This window comes from Brevibacillus sp. SYP-B805, assembly GCF_011059135.1.
In the GTDB taxonomy this organism is placed as follows: Bacteria; Bacillota; Bacilli; order Brevibacillales; family Brevibacillaceae; genus Brevibacillus_F.
Window position 1 is genome coordinate 103,816 of record NZ_JAALGD010000006.1, and the last position, 16,452, is coordinate 120,267.

A 16,452-nucleotide genomic window follows, 5' to 3' on the forward strand; every position below is an offset into this window, starting at 1 on the left:
TTCCGTTTATGCGAGAAAATCTTTCATTTGGGCTATGGTGTAGCGGTACCCCTGTTCGATCAGGAACAGCTGGCGGTGCAGGGCAAATTCCTGTTCGCGCGTGTCCCGTGTCACCAGCGTGTAAAAATGGGCGGTATTGTCCGCCGGTTTGGGACGCAGGATACGTCCCAGGCGCTGGGCTTCTTCCTGACGGGAACCAAAGGTCCCGGACAATTGGATCGCCACATTGGCATCCGGCAGATCTACGGCGAAATTGGCCACCTTGGAGACGATCAGCCGCGTGAGTTCCCCATTTTTAAACAGGGTGTACAGGCGCTCGCGTTCGCGTTCCGGCGTTTTGCCCGTGATCAGCGGGATGCCGCAGGCACGCGCTATTTCTTCGAGCTGCTTCAGGTACTGCCCGATGATCAGCACGCGGTCCTCCCGGTGGCGCTCCAGCAGTTTTTTGACCACTTCCAGCTTATGAGGGTTTTCTGCCGCAATGCGATATTTCTGCTGCGGGGTGGCATAGGCATACCGTTCGCGCAGGAGCGGATCTATCGGAAGCCGGATTTCGGTACAGCGCGCTTCCGCGATCCAGCCCTTCTCCTCCAGGTCTTTCCAGGGCATCTCGAACTTTTTCGGGCCGATCAGCGTAAAGACATCGCCTTCCCGGCCGTCTTCCCGCACGAGCGTCGCCGTCAAACCGAGCCGCCGTTTGGCCTGGATGCCGGCGGTTACGCGGAAAACGGGGGCGGGAAGCAAATGGACTTCGTCATAGATAATCAATCCCCAGTCGCGCTCTGTCAAGAGCTTCAGGTGCGGATAGTCGTCTTCTGCGGCGTCAGGCCGATAGGTCAGGATTTGATAGGTGGCGACGGTTACCGGCTTGATTTCCTTTTTGTCGCCGGTATATTCGCCGACCTGCTCCGCTGTCAGCGTGGTCTTGTCCAGCAGTTCGGCGATCCACTGCCGTACGGAAGTGGCGTTGGTGGTGAGAATCAGGGTGGCGGTTTTCAGCTTGTCGATGGCCCCGAGCCCCACAATCGTCTTTCCCGCTCCGCAGGGCAGGACCAGCACGCCGCTCCCGCCATAGACCGAACCGCCCGCATAGAAGGTATCGACGGCCTCCTGCTGGTAATCGCGCAGGGCAAACGGCTTTCCGGCGGAGGTGCAGCCGCGCAGTTCCACGTGACACGGCTCTCCGGCCGAATAACCGGCCACATCCTGCACCGGATACCCCAATTTGATCAGCTCCTGCTTGATCAGGCCGCGTGCATGCAGCGCGATCCTGTACGCGGCAGGCCCCAGCCTGTCGCCGAGCAAGCGCGCCACCTCTTTGTAACCGGCCAATTCCGCCAGCAGCACGCTGTCCTCACTCACCAGGACAAGGTGCTCTTCCCATTTCTCCAGGCGGATGCGGCCGAAGCGGGACATCACATCGTGGATTTCCCCGGCAATCGCAGGAGGCACGCCGTATTTGCTGTAGGCATGCAGCGCATCGATCACCTTCCCGGCCGTCAGCCCGCTGGACGCCGCATTCCACAGCGAGAGGGGCGTGATCCGATAGGTGTGTATGTATTCCGGGCTTTTCACCAGCTCGGCGAAGCCGGACAGAGCCTGCCGGGCCTCCGAAAAAAGCGGATTCTGCACTTCCAGAAGAATCGTACGGTCGCTTTGCACGATGAGGGGCAGGTGCGGTTGAAAGGACATGGTGAACACCTCGACCAGATGTAAGTAGTTCCATGGTAACACAATTGTGCGCGGGAAGAAAAACGGCATCCGTGGGTAAAGGGGAAAAAGGGGAATGGGGGAAAAAGTGGTGGTGAAAAGCGGTTATTGCGGGAAGGCAGTGAGATCAAACCATTCGGGATGCTCCTCGTAGGTTATCACGCCATCCGCTGGAAAAACCATTTTAACAAATTGTCCTGAATGGGCATTGATTTTTACGAAAATACCATCCACAAAAATCTCCCATGTTGACGTGTTCAAAAGTTCTTTTAAAGGATTGGTATTGTAGGTAACATACTCCACCTGGGAGGAATCGTAAATCAAATTCATATGTTCATTGGTGCGTTCAACATAAATCTTGGCTAATTCAACAGCTTTCGTTTGGCTAATAGGTTCCTCATGATACTGATGTATACAATAGAAAAGTATTGCGATGGCAATGGCGATTCCTATGAATTTCTTTTTCATGGCACACTCCCGTTTTTGGACGAATACTCCTTTATGTAAAAAATGAAGAGAAGTTTGAAAAAGAACATGCATATCATTGGCTCGATAAGAAGTGGAAAAGCCTGAAGGGAGGAAATGAGAGGAATATTTTATTGGCCTTGTTCCACCTGAAGATGTTGTGAAGAGAATCATCCAGTTTCAAATGTTATACCCAAACAATCGACTCACAAAGATCGTGGAACCTCACATCACTGTTAAGGCGCAGGGCGGATTAACCGTGGATAAAAACTGATTGAAAAAGGTCGAAATGTTATGCGGACATCTATCACCCTTTGAAGTTACCATAGGTAAGCCAGGATGGTTTGGAAAAGAAGTATTGTATCTTAGCGGCATATCGGAGGAGATCTATCATCTCCATTATGGTTTTGTCAATATTATTTCAACTTCAGAAGAGATGATTAAGAAATATTTTGAAAAAGAACTATATACGCCTCATCTTACAATAGGTACTGTTTATCACGGCAATTCAATTAAGGAACTGGAAATGATGGAGAAACAGTTAGGAAAAAATTTTGAGATTGACATAAAATTTAAAGCTAAATTCATTCGGGTATATGAATCACGAAATAATAACGGTGCGTCATATGTCAAATTAACAGATTTCAACTTCCTCTCACGATTTTCCCACCAGCCCAAAGGGTGAAACATGGATGTTGATATTATAATCCAATTTGTTCCATGTTTGTAGGGGAAAACCTGTCCACTGAGATACGCCGGGATACCGATCCTGTCATTCATGGTGCATGATGCGTACAAAACAAATTTTCTACACAAAAATGTTATGTTATTATGAATGTATGTAAAGAAGTGGAATAAACGTCGAGGGGGGAAGATGACATTGAATAAGGTCCTTATTTTTGACGGGAACGACGGTCAACTACGCGCAGGGCTTGGTCCATGGGAGAGCCTTGCCGAATGGAAGACTGGCTTTGTTAAAAAAGCTGCCTGAAGCAGATCAGGCGGTGCGACAAGGCAGTTCTTGGATGGTCATTCCAGGCAATGTTCCACTCGTTCGCCATATCTGGTGAAATGCATTGGTTCGAAAGAGTTCTCTTGGATGAAACAAAATGGGTTGTTTATAAATACAGCCAGGGGAAATTTGGTTGACGAAGAGGCACTGATACATGCCCTTCAAACACGAAGGATTGCGGGAGCGGCCCTTGACGTGTTTGCGCAGGAACCCCTCCCTACAACCCATCCGCTTATCACTCTTCCCAATGTTATCCTTACACCGCACATGGCGTGGGGAGGTCCCTGGACGCTTGTGAACGACGCGCAAACGTTGCTGAAAGGGATTGCACGATCCTTGCAGGAAACAACATAACGTACATACATGAGTCGAATCGAACGTGTTATGTCGAAGATGACAAAGCCGCGTCAAAGGCATCCAATATTTCAAGGAAGCGCGATGCTTCTCTGAATACATGATCGGCGAGCAGCGGCGGGATAATGCTTTTTATGCGGCATGCCTCAATAAGATCGCGCGCGGTTTTCTTGAAGTCGCGCAATTGGCGCACGGAAATACGATTCTGGTCCACAAACTGATCAAGCAGAGGGGGAGTTTGGGATTGCGGCCGCATGGAATCGAGGTCAATCGCCTGAAAAAGGAGTTGATCAAAGTCGTGGCTAAATTCACGAGCCTGTTCCACCAGTTTTCTTTCTGAGGGATCCAGCAGATGGTTAATAAATTTGGCGTGGTCGGCCATGATTCGAAGGAAGAAGACATTCTCGTTGATGATGGCATCAGGCAAGGGATCAAGGGTGCCGGTATTCAACTGCTCCAGCCGCTTCATGAAATAGGCAGCTTCCCTGCTGACATGATCGACCAGCAAGGGGAAATTGTTTCCGCCAATCTTGCAGCGAATGATCAGTCCAAGCACTTTTCGCTTAAAGCTCCAAATGTGACAAACCGCATTGTGGACAATGTTGTTAAATTCGAAGATTCGTTGGGGATCTGCATCGGGTGAAAAAGAAAGGGCCCGATTTTCAATGTCTTCAAAAATGGCGTAAAACCGATTTGCTTCATTAATCAATTGTGTATCGTCACAATGAAACCCTAATTTAAGGAAGAGAGAATGTTCTTTCATGATTCTCGACCAAAATCTGATTTCATCCAACGACCTGACAACAAAAGCATCTGCCATACGGCGCCTCCCCTTTGCGTTGTAGTGTTCGTACAGAACAAACGATGGGCCAACCGTTTGAAGCCTCGTTTTCTGTACTCCTGTCATATCAGCACGATGTATTTCTATGCGTTCACCCAGATCATTGCATAGACTCCCGCCCAAATCGACACAGGGGAGATATGCCCAATTCCCAAGTGTATGCCGAGAATCGCAGGTGATCGGGGGCGGAAAGCGATTTCGATACAATGGAAAAGGAGTTGTGAATCTTGCTTGACATTGGTACGGTTTCATTGGAATGGGGAACCATGCTTTTTCAGATGATGTTCTTCATTCCCGTTCTGTTGTTTTATGCGTTCGTCATCTACTTCCTGGTAAGCGTATTAAAGTTTATGAAAAGGAAAAATCAGCTTGATCAAGAGCGGAATCAAAAGTTGGATCGTTTGATTGATTGGTTTGAGAATCAGGCAAACGAAAGACAAGCACACAGAGCCATCGAGCAAATTGGAAAGCAAGACATGGATCATCCGTGACTGATACCGGGATACGGGAGGGTGTCAGAATCTTCGCCCAATACGGGTGTTGTTCTGGCGTCCCTTTTTATTTTTTTGAAAAACAGGCTTTCTGCTTGGACACATATGATGTGCAGTCAAATGAGAAGCGGCATAGATTGACTTGTGTATGGGGAAGGGGGATTCAGATGGCAGATTTTGATGTTCAAGTCGGCGAAAATAAAGATTTTTCTCTTGGGGTCCCAGGAGTGATTGAAATTGTGGATTGTTTTATTCCGGAAAATGCTCGCGGTTTTTTTCATGTCCGGTATTGCATATCCAATGAGTGTTACGCGTTCGGTCGAGATCAAATAACTTCAACGATGACATGATGCGCAGTGATGGGTATTTATAGAAAAACGAGGGAAAGTATTTTTGGTCATGATTATTTACAATATTCAGAATGATGTGTAAGATATAGCTACAGCGAGGAAATCGCTCAGCACCACGGAAAGAGGAGGGCGGACGTCGGCGAGAGACACATCATGGCGTGAAAGGAGTGATGGCTCCGACAATCGGTTTTCCGACAACGCTCAAGACGCCTGCAGGAAAGGAAGTCAAGCAAAAGTGAATAGCGACGCATATTCAAGCAAGCCCTGAGCGGTCTTCATGGAAGAGCGTATCAGGGCTTTTGCATGGGTTACACTAAACAGGAGAATGGGCGGAAGTACCCGAAGGGCCCGGATGTCCTGCAGCGAAGCGGGGCAGGGAGACGGGCCGTGGGAAGGAGGGGCTTGACGGGCATGACGGCGCTGAACACGCTGTTCAACCTGGTTCTCGTGTTGTTTCTGGTCTTTCTCAACGCCTTTTTCGTCGCGACCGAGTTCGCCCTCGTCAGGGTTCGGGAATCCCGCATCGCCCAGCTTGTCTCCGAGGGGAACCAGCTGGCACGCACGGTAGAGAGCGTGATCGATCAGCTGGATGCCTACCTGTCCGCTTGTCAGCTGGGGATTACGCTGGCCTCGCTCGGGCTTGGCTGGGTGGGAGAACCGGCAGTCGCCCGCCTGTTTCAGCCGTTGTTCACCTATTTCAACATCGGAGAACCGTGGAATGGGACGATCTCCTTTCTCATCGCTTTTTCCATCATCACCTTTTTGCACATCGTCCTCGGCGAGCTTGCCCCCAAGTCACTGGCGATCCAGCGTTCCGAATGGATTTCCCTGCATGTGGCGAGGCCGATTCGCCTGTTCTACCGGGTGATGTACCCGTTCATCGCGTTTCTCAACTGGACGGCAGCCAAAATCCTGGGGCTGTTCGGGATCAAAGCGGACAGCCATGAAGAGGCGCATACGGAAGAAGAGATCCGCATTCTGGTCAGCGAAAGCCACAAGAGCGGCCTGATCGATCAGACAGAACTGATGCTGGTGGACAATATCTTTGACTTTTCGGAGACGATGGCCCGGGAGATCATGGTCCCCCGTACGGACATGATCGTCCTGAATCTGCGGGATCGCTTTGAACATAGCGTCAATCTGGTGAAAAACGGACGGTATACCCGCTATCCGGTGGTGGATGGCGATAAGGATCATGTCGTGGGTAGCCTGCATATCAAGGATTTGTTGACCCACGTGCTGCAGGGGGGAGAAGGAGGCCTGGAGGCGATCATGCGCCCGGTGCTGACCGTGCCGGAGACGATCTCCATCAGCAGGCTTCTGACGATGCTGCAAAAACAGCGCAACCAAATGGCCATCCTGATCGATGAGTATGGCGGAACCGCCGGCTTGGTCACGCTGGAAGACATCATGGAAGAGATCGTTGGCGATATCCAGGATGAGTTCGATGACGAACGGCCGGAGATCGAGCGGAAGGACGACACGTATTCCTTTGACGGGCGCGTTCTGCTGGAAGAGGTAAACGATTATCTCGGCATTTCCCTGGATGACCGGGAAGTGGATACGCTGGCAGGGTGGATCTACATGCAGATCGACCATCCGCCCAAAGTGGGCGATAAGGTACGGGCGGACGATCATGAATTTATCGTGGCCGAGGTGGATCATTTCCGGATCACGCGCGTGCAGGTGAGAAAAATGGCGGCGCAAACCGCCGATCCTTAACCTTTCCCGCAACCTTGCAGGGAGAGGTTTTTTATGTTAGAAAAACTTACATAATTTTCTCTTGTTCTTTTCTTTTCCCTTGTTTATAATGCCTACAACGGTACATTTATGTTAGATAATCTTACATATAAGAGAGGAAGTGGAGGGTTTGGTAGGTGCGCGTGTGATAAAAACATCGGTTGCCGTGCTGCTGTCCATTCTCACCGCGAGGATTTTCGAGCTGGGCACTCCCCATTTTGCCGGCATCATCGCGGTGCTGGCGGTTCAGCCCTCCATTTACCGTTCCCTGCGCCACGGCATCCAGCATATCATCAGCGCCGTGCTGGGCGCTGCGGTGGGAGCCTGCGCCCTCTTCGCCGTGGGGAACTCCTTTTGGGTGATGGGGATCGTGACGTTTCTGTTGATGACGCTGCATGTGAAGACGAAGCGAACGAATTCCCTCCTGGTATCCGTCGTAGTTGCCATCAACACCATGGGGACTTCGAGCCGCTTCTTCGGGGAATCGGCCCTGAATCAGATTGCGTTGGTCCTGATCGGGGTGGGATACGGCTCGCTGATCAATCTCTGCCGCAAGCCGATTCATCATGAGCGGGCGGCAGCGCTTTTCCGCCAATCGGAAGCGATGCTGCAATCGCTGCTGCATTATCTGCAGCTTGATCTGCTGAAGGGGACGGTTACCCCGTATGTACAGCTGCGTGATCAAATTGATCAGGTGCGGCAGTATATCGAGAAGGGGAAGGAACTGTCGGTGCTGATTATGGAGGATCATGCATTCGGGCAGATGCCGGCCAAACACATCCAGACGGCGTTTCGCACCTTTGAAAGCATGGTGGAGCGGATTCGGGATATCGCCAAGGAAATGCAGAAGATCCATGTGCGGGATGAAGAAACGCTCTTTGCGCAAAAAGCGCTGATCGCCGTTGCGCGCACTCAGGAGCGGGTGATGCGGGGGAAAAACCATCATTTGGCATGGTTGGAACGAATATTGGAAGACAGGAGGGCCTTCCTCCGGCAGCGGGCGGCGGGTTCTTCCGCTTTTGAGAGCAAGCTTGCCTTCCATAATCTGTACGGCTATCTGGGGGAATATGTGCAGCTGATGGCCGATTTGTGCGGGAAGATCAAGGGCGATTCCCTCGGCGTGGTCCGCATCGAACTTCCGGACCCCCGCCCGGTACGGATGTAGCGATGCCGGGCGGTTATTTTTGCGGGAAAAGAAATGTAAAGAATTTGCAACCGCTTTCTTTTACGTTCGTATAATACAATAAACAAAGAGGACAACTGTGGGAGGGGTAAATGTTGCAGGCCAGTACCGAAAAAGAAAAACGGCTGTTATTTGCATCGATTCGATTGATGATCTGCGTAGGCCATGCCGATGGATATATGGGAGAAAAGGAAGTCAACCGGATTTATCAGCTGGTGGAGGGGAAGCATTTCACCCTGCAGGAGAGGCGCATTTTGATGAGCGATCTGGACGACCCCAAATCGCCGGAATCGATTGTCCGCGGGATGAGCATGACGCCGACAGAGAAGCTGACCATCCTGCGCCAGCTGTATCAAATCGCGCTGATTGACCGGAAGCTGTCTCCAGCGGAAGAGCGGGAAATCAGACGGATCGCCTGCCTTCTGGATATCCCGGAGGAAAAGCAGCGGCAGGTGGAAGAATGGATCTATGAAGGAATCTCCTGGCGAAACCGCTGGGAGGAAATCGTCGGAGAATAGGCGAATGGCCTATTTCTCCGCTGCTGTCACGCACATACGATGACAGGGAAAGGTGATTTCTCTGGAGGGATTCGTGCGTGTACAAACTGATCAGCGTACCGAATAAGACGTATCATCACTGCGTCAACTGCCTGACCAAGGACGATGGCATCAAGCAGAAGGCGAAAATTTTCGCTGCCCTGGGAATATTGGCTGTGCCTGCCGACGATTATGAGTCGTTTTGCAAACTGATCGGCAACCGGAAGCACAAGGTGTCCGAAAATGTGACCGTCCGTCTTCATGCCGACGAGATTCCGTGGGGGGTCGAGTATATTGGAGCCCCGAGATACTGGAATCAAACCAGGGGGCAGGGGGTGAAGGTGGCGATCATCGATACGGGGATTTCCGCGAAACACCCTGACTTGACAGGTCGGGTAAAAGGGAGAGTCATCATCGCAGGCGGGGGGAAGGCAGGAAAGATCGGCGGCCATGGGACCCACGTCGCCGGCACGATTGCCGCCGTGGCCAACCAGAAAGGGATCGTAGGCGTAGCGCCGGATGTGGAATTGTACGACGTGCAGGCGTTCGGAGCGGACGGCAATGCCACGGTAGCCGATGTGGTGGCGGGAATCAACTGGGCGGTGGAGCAAAAGATGGATATCATCAATATGAGTTTTGGCGTGAGCGAAGACAATTACGCCATGCGCCAGGCGGTCAAACGGGCAGCCAGGGCGGGCATTGTGTTGGTCGCCTCTGCGGGCAACAACGGCGGGGCGCTGGAATATCCGGCCGCCTATCGGGAAGTCGTGGCGGTTGGCGCCGTGGACAAAGACAACCACCTGGCCTCCTTCAGTGCCCGCGGCCGCGGCCTCGATATGGTGGCGCCCGGCGTCGGGATCAAATCAACCTGGCCGGGGAACCGTTACCGCATCCTGGACGGCACATCGATGGCGGCAGCCCATGTCTCCGGGATGTACGCCCTGTCGCTTGCGGCCAAAAATCGCAGGATCATGCGCGGAATCGGCAAGAACTCCGGCGAACCGCGCAACCAACCGGCATCCTGATGGCGTTTCGTGCGAGTCAGCCGGCGAACAATCCGGCTGGCTATTTTTTTGCGGATGATGCTGCACAGATGAACCGTTGGGTCCTTTCCCGCTTTTTCTGGTAGAATAAAGGGGAAGCAGGTGAGGAGGAGGAAACGATGCAGCGAGTCTTGGTAACAAACGATGACGGCATAGAAGCGCAGGGCATCCGCCGCCTGGTGGAAGCGCTTCTCGCTCTGGAGGATACAGAGGTATTTGTGGTCGCCCCGGCCGAAGAGAAAAGCGGGGTGGGACACGGCGTCACCTATCGTGAAGCGCTTGCGCCCGTCCCGCATTCCTTTTATGGACTGCCGGTAAAAGCGTGGGCGATCAACGGCAACCCCGCCGACTGTGTGAAAGCGGCCTATCATCTGCTGTTTATGCAGGAGAAGAAGCCGGATATCGTCTTTTCCGGCATTAATGTGGGAGCCAACCTTGGCAGGGACGTGTACTATTCCGGCACATGCAGCGGCGCGCGGGAAGCGGTTCTGCACGGCATTCCGGGCATCGCGCTTTCCTATGACAATTGGGAGGACCAGGAGAATTACGGGGATGTCACCCGGATCGTCCAGCCGCTGTTGGATCGGTTTCTCACCCGGGCCAAAGCGGGCGATCTTCCCGCCGAGGTGTTCTGGAATGTCAATCTCCCCCATCGCCAAGCGGATGAGATCAAAGGAATCGCTCCGGCTGTGCTCTCCTTGTACCACTATCGCGATTTGTACAACCGGGAAGCGGAGGGGTACTGGCTCACCCGCCACTACCCGCAGGATTTCACCCACCGGGAGGAAGACGATTACCGTCTGCTCAAGGACGGATATATCACGATCACGCCCGTACATATCGATGCCACCGACCGTTCCGTGCTGCCCCGGATCAACGACTGGTTCGCACCAGCCACCTAGCGGGAAGGAGGGGAGAGAAGATGACAGAGCCGTTTCGGCCGAGGATCACCCCGGATCCTTCGCTAGCCTCGCCGACGGAAGCGACGATGGGGGATGTGTTAAACGAAGGGGAGTATGCCGATCTCTACCATCTGGCGCAAGCGGAAGGGCTGCCGTATTTCGCCCGCTTGAACGGAGCGGGCGACGTCGAGCTGTACCTGGTGTTTGAAAGCATCGACGCGTTCAGCGAAGCGACGCGGGACGCCGTATCCATCGAATTCAAAACCTACCGGCAGAAGCTGCTCGCGGTGATCTGGACGCTGTCCGATCCCCAGGAACCGCTGGGGTTTCCCCTGGCGTTTGACATCGGGAAAGCGGAGGATCGCTTCATGGCGCTGCGCATGCTGGAACAGGAGCATACGCCCATTCATTACCTGGGCTTTCATGACGGAAACTTGATCCACATCTATTCCGAAGCCGTCACGTTCTCCCACCGGGAGCGCGAACGGGGAGAAGAACTGATCCGCCGCCTGTTTGAGGGAGAATGGGAGACGGAGGCGGAACCGGCGGCAGAAGAGGTGAAAGAGGCGGAGATCGCCACCGTTCCGGCGGATGTGCTGTCTGACACCATCCTGCGGGAGAAGGGGACCGCCTACCACTTCGCTTTTGACAGGATGCGGGAACGATACGGCGAGGAGGAAGCGCAGCATCTGCTGATGAGCACCCTGCACCAGGCGATGCTGGTGATCCGGCGCCATGCCAGAAGCGAGGTGCGGGAAAGCCGCTTCACCATCTGGGCGGGGGAGAAGGAAAAAAGCCTGCTGCTGATGGTGACCCCCGATCTCTCTTCCTTGTTTGAAGTGATCCATATGTCGGCGGATGAAGCCAATCCGTTCTCCCGGTTTTTGCTGGCACTTCCCGACTACAGGGAAACAACGGAAGAGGCTCCGCTTGCCGTGGGCGCGTATCCGATCTTGCGCTATGAGGCGGGACAGCTGTTTCATCTGGAACTGAGCGAAGCGACGCAGGAGCGGCTGGCGCGCTTGTACGAAGCCGAGGCGGGGAATCAGGAGAAGGCGAATCCTTACCGCTAAGCCGCTTGACTGCTTTCTGCCACAAGTGGAGATGTAACCAAGGCTCATCCGGTTGGTGGGCCGTTTTTTGATGGAGGGATAAGCATGCGTCTGTTCGTGGCACTGGACCTTCCCGAGGAGGTTGCCGCCTATCTTGACCGGCTCCAGCAGCGCGTGAAGCGGGAGATCCGCGCAGACCGCTGGCAGCCGATCCGCAATTTGCATCTGACGCTTCATTTTTTGGGGGAGGTGGAGGAATCTCTTCTTCCTGCCATTTGCCAGGATATGGAGATGATCAGCGCCATTCTCCCCCCGTTCTGGCTGGCTCCCGGCCGGTTCGGAGCGTTTCCCCATGCTGGTAAACCGCGTGTGCTCTGGATCGGACTAGAGGGGGAACGGGAGGCGCTGAAGCAGCTTCATTTGCTGTTGGGCAAACGGTTACAGCGCCACCCTGGGCTGACCATCGATCGCAAGCCATACCAGCCCCACATCACGCTGGCGCGCGGCCCCCAGCCGGCGGGACAGCCGCTCCCGCTTGATGAATGGGATCGCCGCCTGCTGACGGAACCTGCGCCGCGCTGGCAGGTGAAACAAGTCCATCTGTACCGCTCCGAACTTCGCCCGGAAGGCGCCGTCCATACAATCCTGCATTCCAGCGCGTTTTCCGGCCCGGAATCTGTCACGTAGGTAGCAAGTAATCGCCGCTCCTGAATAAACTGGTAACAAAGCGAGGTTTCAAGACGGACACAAACCGGGTAAGGAAATGGTACGATGTCATTTTGCCGGAAAGCGGTGGGAATTCAATGAGTGAGTTTACTACCGGAATCTTGTATCCGCGAAAATACGAGCCCAGTGTGCTGAAGATGCTGCCCCAATCCCGGCAGCCTTATTTTCATCAGAATGTCAACGATCACTGGAACGCCTTTTTCCTGGAGGACGAATGGTTGGAGCGCGCCGACACCCTCCGGTTCCTGCTGCAGCTCTCCGCGCAGCCGGTGCCGCTTCTCTGGTTTCACGACGCGGAAGAGAGCGGCTGGGGATTTCGCTTGTTTGACGGCGGCATGGAGGTCTCCTCGGCGACGATCCCGTATTCGCTGGATATCGAGATGACCGAGGCCGAATTCGCCCGCCGTTTTCCGGCCGTGCAGTCGATCGACGAGATCAGCGAACAGGAAGAACTGCGCAGAGCTTATGACGAGATTTTGGAACAGGTGGTCCGTTCCGTCCAGTTTCGCCAGGAATTGTCCAAAGGAATCGCCCGTTTCCGTCACCAGTGTTTCTCCCGTTTCGTTTCCGCCAAGCAGGCCCAGCAGCTGCGCTCCTTGTTTGACATCAATCTGCTGGCGGATTTCGATGAGGAATCGGGAAGTTCCATCCTGTACGATTCGGTTGATCTGTTCAAGGAGATCCTGGGCATCGAGGAGATGATCTGGGTCAACTACACCTATCTCGCCAGTGGCGGCGCAAACTAAACAAACACGATCGCAGGGATCGTGTTTGTTTTGCTGTCGGGTATGGTTACCCGCGGCTGCGAAACAGATAGAGCGCGAAGCCAAGGGTATCCCGGCCCCATTTCAAATAGGTGCGGCGCCAGGTACGGATGCGGGCCAGCATCGCGGGGCAGTCCGGGTCTTCGGGATGCTCGTAGCAGTAGTTTTCGATCGACATGGAATACAGCCACTCGTATTCGTCCCAATCGTCGTCGCTGGAGACAATCGACCACAAGGGGATCAGGCCCAGGTCTTCCCCCGCTTTGACGTTCTCTTCATGGGTGTGCAGATCCGATTCTGTCGTGCCGAGCGCCAGCAGATAATCCTGGGAGGGCTTTTGCTTCCAGTAGCCTGCGCCAATCAGGATGTATCCGCCTTGTTTGACGCACTTTTTCAAGGCGCTGAGCGCTTCGCTTACGCCGCCGAGCGCATGGGTGGAGCCGATGCAGATGCCTAACGCATATTCGCGGTTGGCCAGGGAGTCGATCGCCTGCTTGGCATCCTGGTTCACAAAGGTGAGGTGCCCCTCCGGTATGCGGCCGGAGGCTCTTCGTTTGGCCTCTTCAATCGCTCCCGCATCGTATTCGATCGCCGTCGCCTTTACCTGATACTGCTCAATCAGCCGAATCAACAGTTCGCACTTGCCCGCCCCGGCGTCCACGACCCGATCTCCGGGGGAAAGCGTCAGGAATTGCAGCGCTTTCATCAGCTTGGCCTCGTTGATCGGGTTGCTGAAGACGTGGTTTCGGTAGGCGATTGCCGAAAATTTGTTTCGATCCATGGATTTCACCTTCCTTGTCTATGTAAATAAGGATACCAGTACGACAAGGGCCAGGCTAGCACCAAAACTGACAAACACATTGCGAAACAGCATCATCGTCCCTACGCAGACCGCGCTGGCGATCAGAAAAAGCGGCTGCCAGACGAGCGTCCCTCCCTGCACGAAAATGGAAGGAAAGATCAGCCCCGCGAAGATGCCGATGGGGATAAACGTCAAGCCGTTTTTCAAGCGCGGGGAAAAGAAGTTGTCGGGCAGGCGCAGAAACGCGCGGCGCGCCAGATAGGTAACAGCGGTTCCTCCCGCATAAAGCAGCAGCATGTCCAGCGTGGTCATGCAGTTTCAACCTCCTTGAGTGCGGGTCCTTCTTCCGATGTCTGCTTGCGCTTCTCCGGAAGGAAATAGCCGATGGCAAAGGCAAGCAAACCTGCCGCCAGCAGATGCAGCCCCGTCGGGAGAACGAGCGCGAGTCCCGTGGCGAGGAGTCCGCAAAGCAGAAAAACGATGATCCGTTGAAGCGAGTACAGCTGATAGTAAGCCAAAGCCAGAAACATGGCGGTGAAGCTGAAGCCGAGGCCCAGGGAAGCGGGATCGGGGATCCATTGGCCGGCAACGGTGCCGATCCAGGTCCCTCCGCACCAGGCGATGTACAGCGAGAGGCTGACGCCGACGATATAGGGAACATCGCTGGGATGGCTGCGGAAGCGGTTGAGGGTGATGGCGTACTGCTCATCCGTCAGGAAAAAGGCGAGCGTATTCACCTGCGTCAGGCTGAACGACTGATAATAGGGCGCCATGGACAAGCCCATCAAAAAATGGCGGGAATTCAGCAAAAAGATGGCCAGCACGATCGCCCAGAGATTGGCATGCTCCCCCAGCATGGAGAGCGCGGTAAACTGGGCAGCCCCGGCATAGACGGTAAGCGACATCAACACGCTTTGCCAGGCGGACAGGCCCGTTTGCAGCGACAGCAGACCAAAGATCGCCCCGAACAGAATAATGCTGACCGTAATGGGGAGAGCATCCAGGATACCTTGGCGCAATGTGTGGTACGAAGTGGATTTCATCGGGACAGCTCCTTTCGCAATACCTCGGAGAGGATCGACATGCCTTGTTCAATAAGGGAAGAGGATTCATGGGTATAACACAGGCGGATAAAGCGCTGCTCCGCTTCCCGCAGGAGAAACATGTCCCCGCAGGTAATGGAGACGCCTCGGGCCTGACAAGCCTTCATAAAGGAACGCGCATGGATCTCTTCCGGCAGCGATACCCAGTAGTAAAACCCGCCGGAAGGTTTCTCGTAGGAGATACCCAGTTCCTTCAAACGGGCCAGGTGCATCTCCATCGCCCGGGCCTGTTCCCGGTACAAGGAGCGCACATGGGCGAGATGCGGTGCCAGACGCTGATCCCGCAGATACTCGGCCAGCGCCACCTGCCCCAATGTATTGGTGGTAATCGACAATTCCTTGAACCGGCTCAGCATCCGGATGATCGGACGGGTGGCGGCGATCCAGCCGATGCGCAGCCCGGGGAAAAGAATCTTGGAAAAGGTATTCAGGTAAATCACCCGCCCGCTGTCATCCAGCTGTTTCAGCGGGGGAGGCGCTTCTTCTTCCAGATGGAGATGGCGGTACGCGTCATCTTCCACAATCGGGAGCTGGTATTTTTCGCTGATGGACAAGAGCTGCTTTCTTCTCTCCAGCGAAAGGGTGGCTCCCGTCGGATTGTGAAAGGTGGGAACGGTGTAGAGAAAGCGCGGCCGATACCGGGCAAGCACGGACTCCAGCACATGGGTATCCATGCCGTGCGCGTCCATCGGGATCGGGATGATCCGCATGCCCAGCGATTGGAACAATTGCAGGGACCCGAAATAGGTAGGCATCTCCGTCACGACCGCATCGCCCGGCCGCGCCAGCAGTCTGGCGATGAGATAAAGCCCCTCCTGCGACCCGCTCGTGATCAGCACCTGTTCCGGGGAAGAGACCTGTTCGACGTCCATCCATTTGACGATCTGCTCCCGCAGCGGCGGATATCCCTGAACAGCAGTGAAATAGTAGGAATCGAGCCGCTCCGAGGTGGCACGCAGGTACTCGGCGAAACCGGACGTCTTGACCGTATGCTTGCCGCCTTCCCCGTGGGCGAAGTTAAACGAATCGGGATGATGGACAAAGACCGACAACAGATCGGCCATATGGGAAGGATAGTCGATCAGCGTCTCCAACTGTTGACCCCCTTGCCAGTCGATCCGGGGCAGGGAAGAAGCGGGAGGCAGCGGCTGTACGTAACGGCCGCTGCCCATCCGGCCGGCGATGAAACCTTCCGCCTCAAGCTCATCATACGCTCGCACGACGGTGTTGCGGCTCACCCCAAGCTCTTCGGCCAATTTCCGTTCCGGAGGCATATGGGAGCCAATCGGCCGCTCGCCGCTTAATATCTGATAGCGCAATTGATGGTACACTTTGTGATAAATCGGTCTGCGTCCCATAATTTCGCCTCTTTATCGCA

19 protein-coding genes are annotated in these 16,452 nt (G+C 54.4%); 12 read left to right on the forward strand and 7 right to left on the reverse strand.

Going from position 1 to position 16,452, the window contains the following annotated elements; genetic code table 11:
• Positions 1-6: 6 nt before the first annotated feature.
• Both G3578_RS09500 and G3578_RS09505 read right to left on the reverse strand, forming a co-directional pair.
• Positions 7-1,692 (reverse strand): DNA repair helicase XPB, encoded by a 1,686-nt coding sequence (locus G3578_RS09500; RefSeq protein WP_165211949.1) that lies wholly within the window; start codon positions 1,690-1,692, stop codon positions 7-9.
• 123 nt (positions 1,693-1,815) lie between these two features.
• Positions 1,816-2,178, reverse strand: a complete 363-nt coding sequence (locus G3578_RS09505) for a hypothetical protein (RefSeq protein ID WP_165211952.1) — start codon at positions 2,176-2,178, stop codon at positions 1,816-1,818.
• Between the two features lie 271 nt (positions 2,179-2,449).
• Between G3578_RS09505 and G3578_RS09510 the strand changes: the two genes are divergently transcribed.
• Entirely contained in the window at positions 2,450-2,860 is a 411-nt protein-coding gene (locus G3578_RS09510) for a 2'-5' RNA ligase family protein (protein WP_165211955.1), read from the forward strand.
• Between the two features lie 381 nt (positions 2,861-3,241).
• The gene (locus tag G3578_RS09515; RefSeq protein WP_346773992.1) at positions 3,242-3,541 is read left to right on the forward strand and encodes an NAD(P)-dependent oxidoreductase; all 300 of its coding nucleotides are present in this window, start codon (positions 3,242-3,244) and stop codon (positions 3,539-3,541) included.
• Positions 3,542-3,569: 28 nt separating this feature from the next.
• On the opposite strand, the gene G3578_RS09520 is transcribed toward G3578_RS09515, so the two are convergent.
• Entirely contained in the window at positions 3,570-4,361 is a 792-nt protein-coding gene (locus G3578_RS09520) for a DUF2935 domain-containing protein (protein WP_165211961.1), read from the reverse strand.
• Between the two features lie 248 nt (positions 4,362-4,609).
• Here G3578_RS09520 and G3578_RS09525 point away from each other — a divergent pair, with 248 nt between their 5' ends.
• From G3578_RS09525 to G3578_RS09570, 10 genes are all read left to right on the forward strand, one after another.
• Complete coding sequence (locus G3578_RS09525) at positions 4,610-4,873, forward strand: hypothetical protein (RefSeq protein ID WP_206529600.1); 264 nt, start codon at positions 4,610-4,612, stop codon at positions 4,871-4,873.
• A gap of 167 nt (positions 4,874-5,040) precedes the next feature.
• Positions 5,041-5,223, forward strand: a complete 183-nt coding sequence (locus G3578_RS09530; RefSeq protein ID WP_165211964.1) for a hypothetical protein — start codon at positions 5,041-5,043, stop codon at positions 5,221-5,223.
• 411 nt (positions 5,224-5,634) lie between these two features.
• Positions 5,635-6,945 carry a hemolysin family protein gene (locus G3578_RS09535; protein WP_165212251.1) on the forward strand — a complete coding sequence of 437 codons (1,311 nt, stop codon included), beginning with the start codon at positions 5,635-5,637 and terminating at the stop codon, positions 6,943-6,945.
• A gap of 148 nt (positions 6,946-7,093) precedes the next feature.
• On the forward strand, positions 7,094-8,128 hold the full coding sequence (locus G3578_RS09540) for an FUSC family protein (protein ID WP_165211967.1): 1,035 nt from the start codon (positions 7,094-7,096) through the stop codon (positions 8,126-8,128).
• Positions 8,129-8,238: 110 nt separating this feature from the next.
• The gene (locus G3578_RS09545) at positions 8,239-8,664 is read left to right on the forward strand and encodes a tellurite resistance TerB family protein (RefSeq protein ID WP_165211970.1); all 426 of its coding nucleotides are present in this window, start codon (positions 8,239-8,241) and stop codon (positions 8,662-8,664) included.
• A 77-nt stretch (positions 8,665-8,741) separates the two neighbouring features.
• A complete protein-coding gene (locus G3578_RS09550; RefSeq protein WP_165211973.1) occupies positions 8,742-9,707 on the forward strand; it encodes a S8 family serine peptidase in 966 nt (321 codons plus the stop codon).
• A 137-nt stretch (positions 9,708-9,844) separates the two neighbouring features.
• A complete protein-coding gene (surE, locus tag G3578_RS09555) occupies positions 9,845-10,627 on the forward strand; it encodes a 5'/3'-nucleotidase SurE (protein ID WP_165211976.1) in 783 nt (260 codons plus the stop codon).
• A 20-nt stretch (positions 10,628-10,647) separates the two neighbouring features.
• The gene (locus tag G3578_RS09560; RefSeq protein WP_165211979.1) at positions 10,648-11,700 is read left to right on the forward strand and encodes a hypothetical protein; all 1,053 of its coding nucleotides are present in this window, start codon (positions 10,648-10,650) and stop codon (positions 11,698-11,700) included.
• A gap of 84 nt (positions 11,701-11,784) precedes the next feature.
• The gene (gene thpR / locus G3578_RS09565) at positions 11,785-12,366 is read left to right on the forward strand and encodes an RNA 2',3'-cyclic phosphodiesterase (protein ID WP_165211982.1); all 582 of its coding nucleotides are present in this window, start codon (positions 11,785-11,787) and stop codon (positions 12,364-12,366) included.
• 116 nt (positions 12,367-12,482) lie between these two features.
• Complete coding sequence (locus G3578_RS09570) at positions 12,483-13,151, forward strand: hypothetical protein (protein ID WP_165211985.1); 669 nt, start codon at positions 12,483-12,485, stop codon at positions 13,149-13,151.
• 46 nt (positions 13,152-13,197) lie between these two features.
• On the opposite strand, the gene G3578_RS09575 is transcribed toward G3578_RS09570, so the two are convergent.
• The 4 genes from G3578_RS09575 to pdxR are packed head-to-tail and all read right to left on the reverse strand — an operon-like array spanning position 13,198 to position 16,432.
• Positions 13,198-13,950, reverse strand: a complete 753-nt coding sequence (locus tag G3578_RS09575; protein ID WP_165211988.1) for an SAM-dependent methyltransferase — start codon at positions 13,948-13,950, stop codon at positions 13,198-13,200.
• A gap of 18 nt (positions 13,951-13,968) precedes the next feature.
• Positions 13,969-14,283 (reverse strand): AzlD domain-containing protein, encoded by a 315-nt coding sequence (locus tag G3578_RS09580; protein WP_165211991.1) that lies wholly within the window; start codon positions 14,281-14,283, stop codon positions 13,969-13,971.
• Positions 14,280-15,014, reverse strand: coding sequence for an AzlC family ABC transporter permease (locus tag G3578_RS09585; RefSeq protein ID WP_165211994.1), 735 nt, complete (start codon positions 15,012-15,014; stop codon positions 14,280-14,282). The genes G3578_RS09580 and G3578_RS09585 overlap by 4 nt, the downstream gene beginning before the upstream one ends.
• Positions 15,011-16,432, reverse strand: coding sequence for a MocR-like pyridoxine biosynthesis transcription factor PdxR (pdxR, locus tag G3578_RS09590; RefSeq protein WP_165211997.1), 1,422 nt, complete (start codon positions 16,430-16,432; stop codon positions 15,011-15,013). The genes G3578_RS09585 and pdxR overlap by 4 nt, the downstream gene beginning before the upstream one ends.
• Positions 16,433-16,452: the final 20 nt, after the last annotated feature.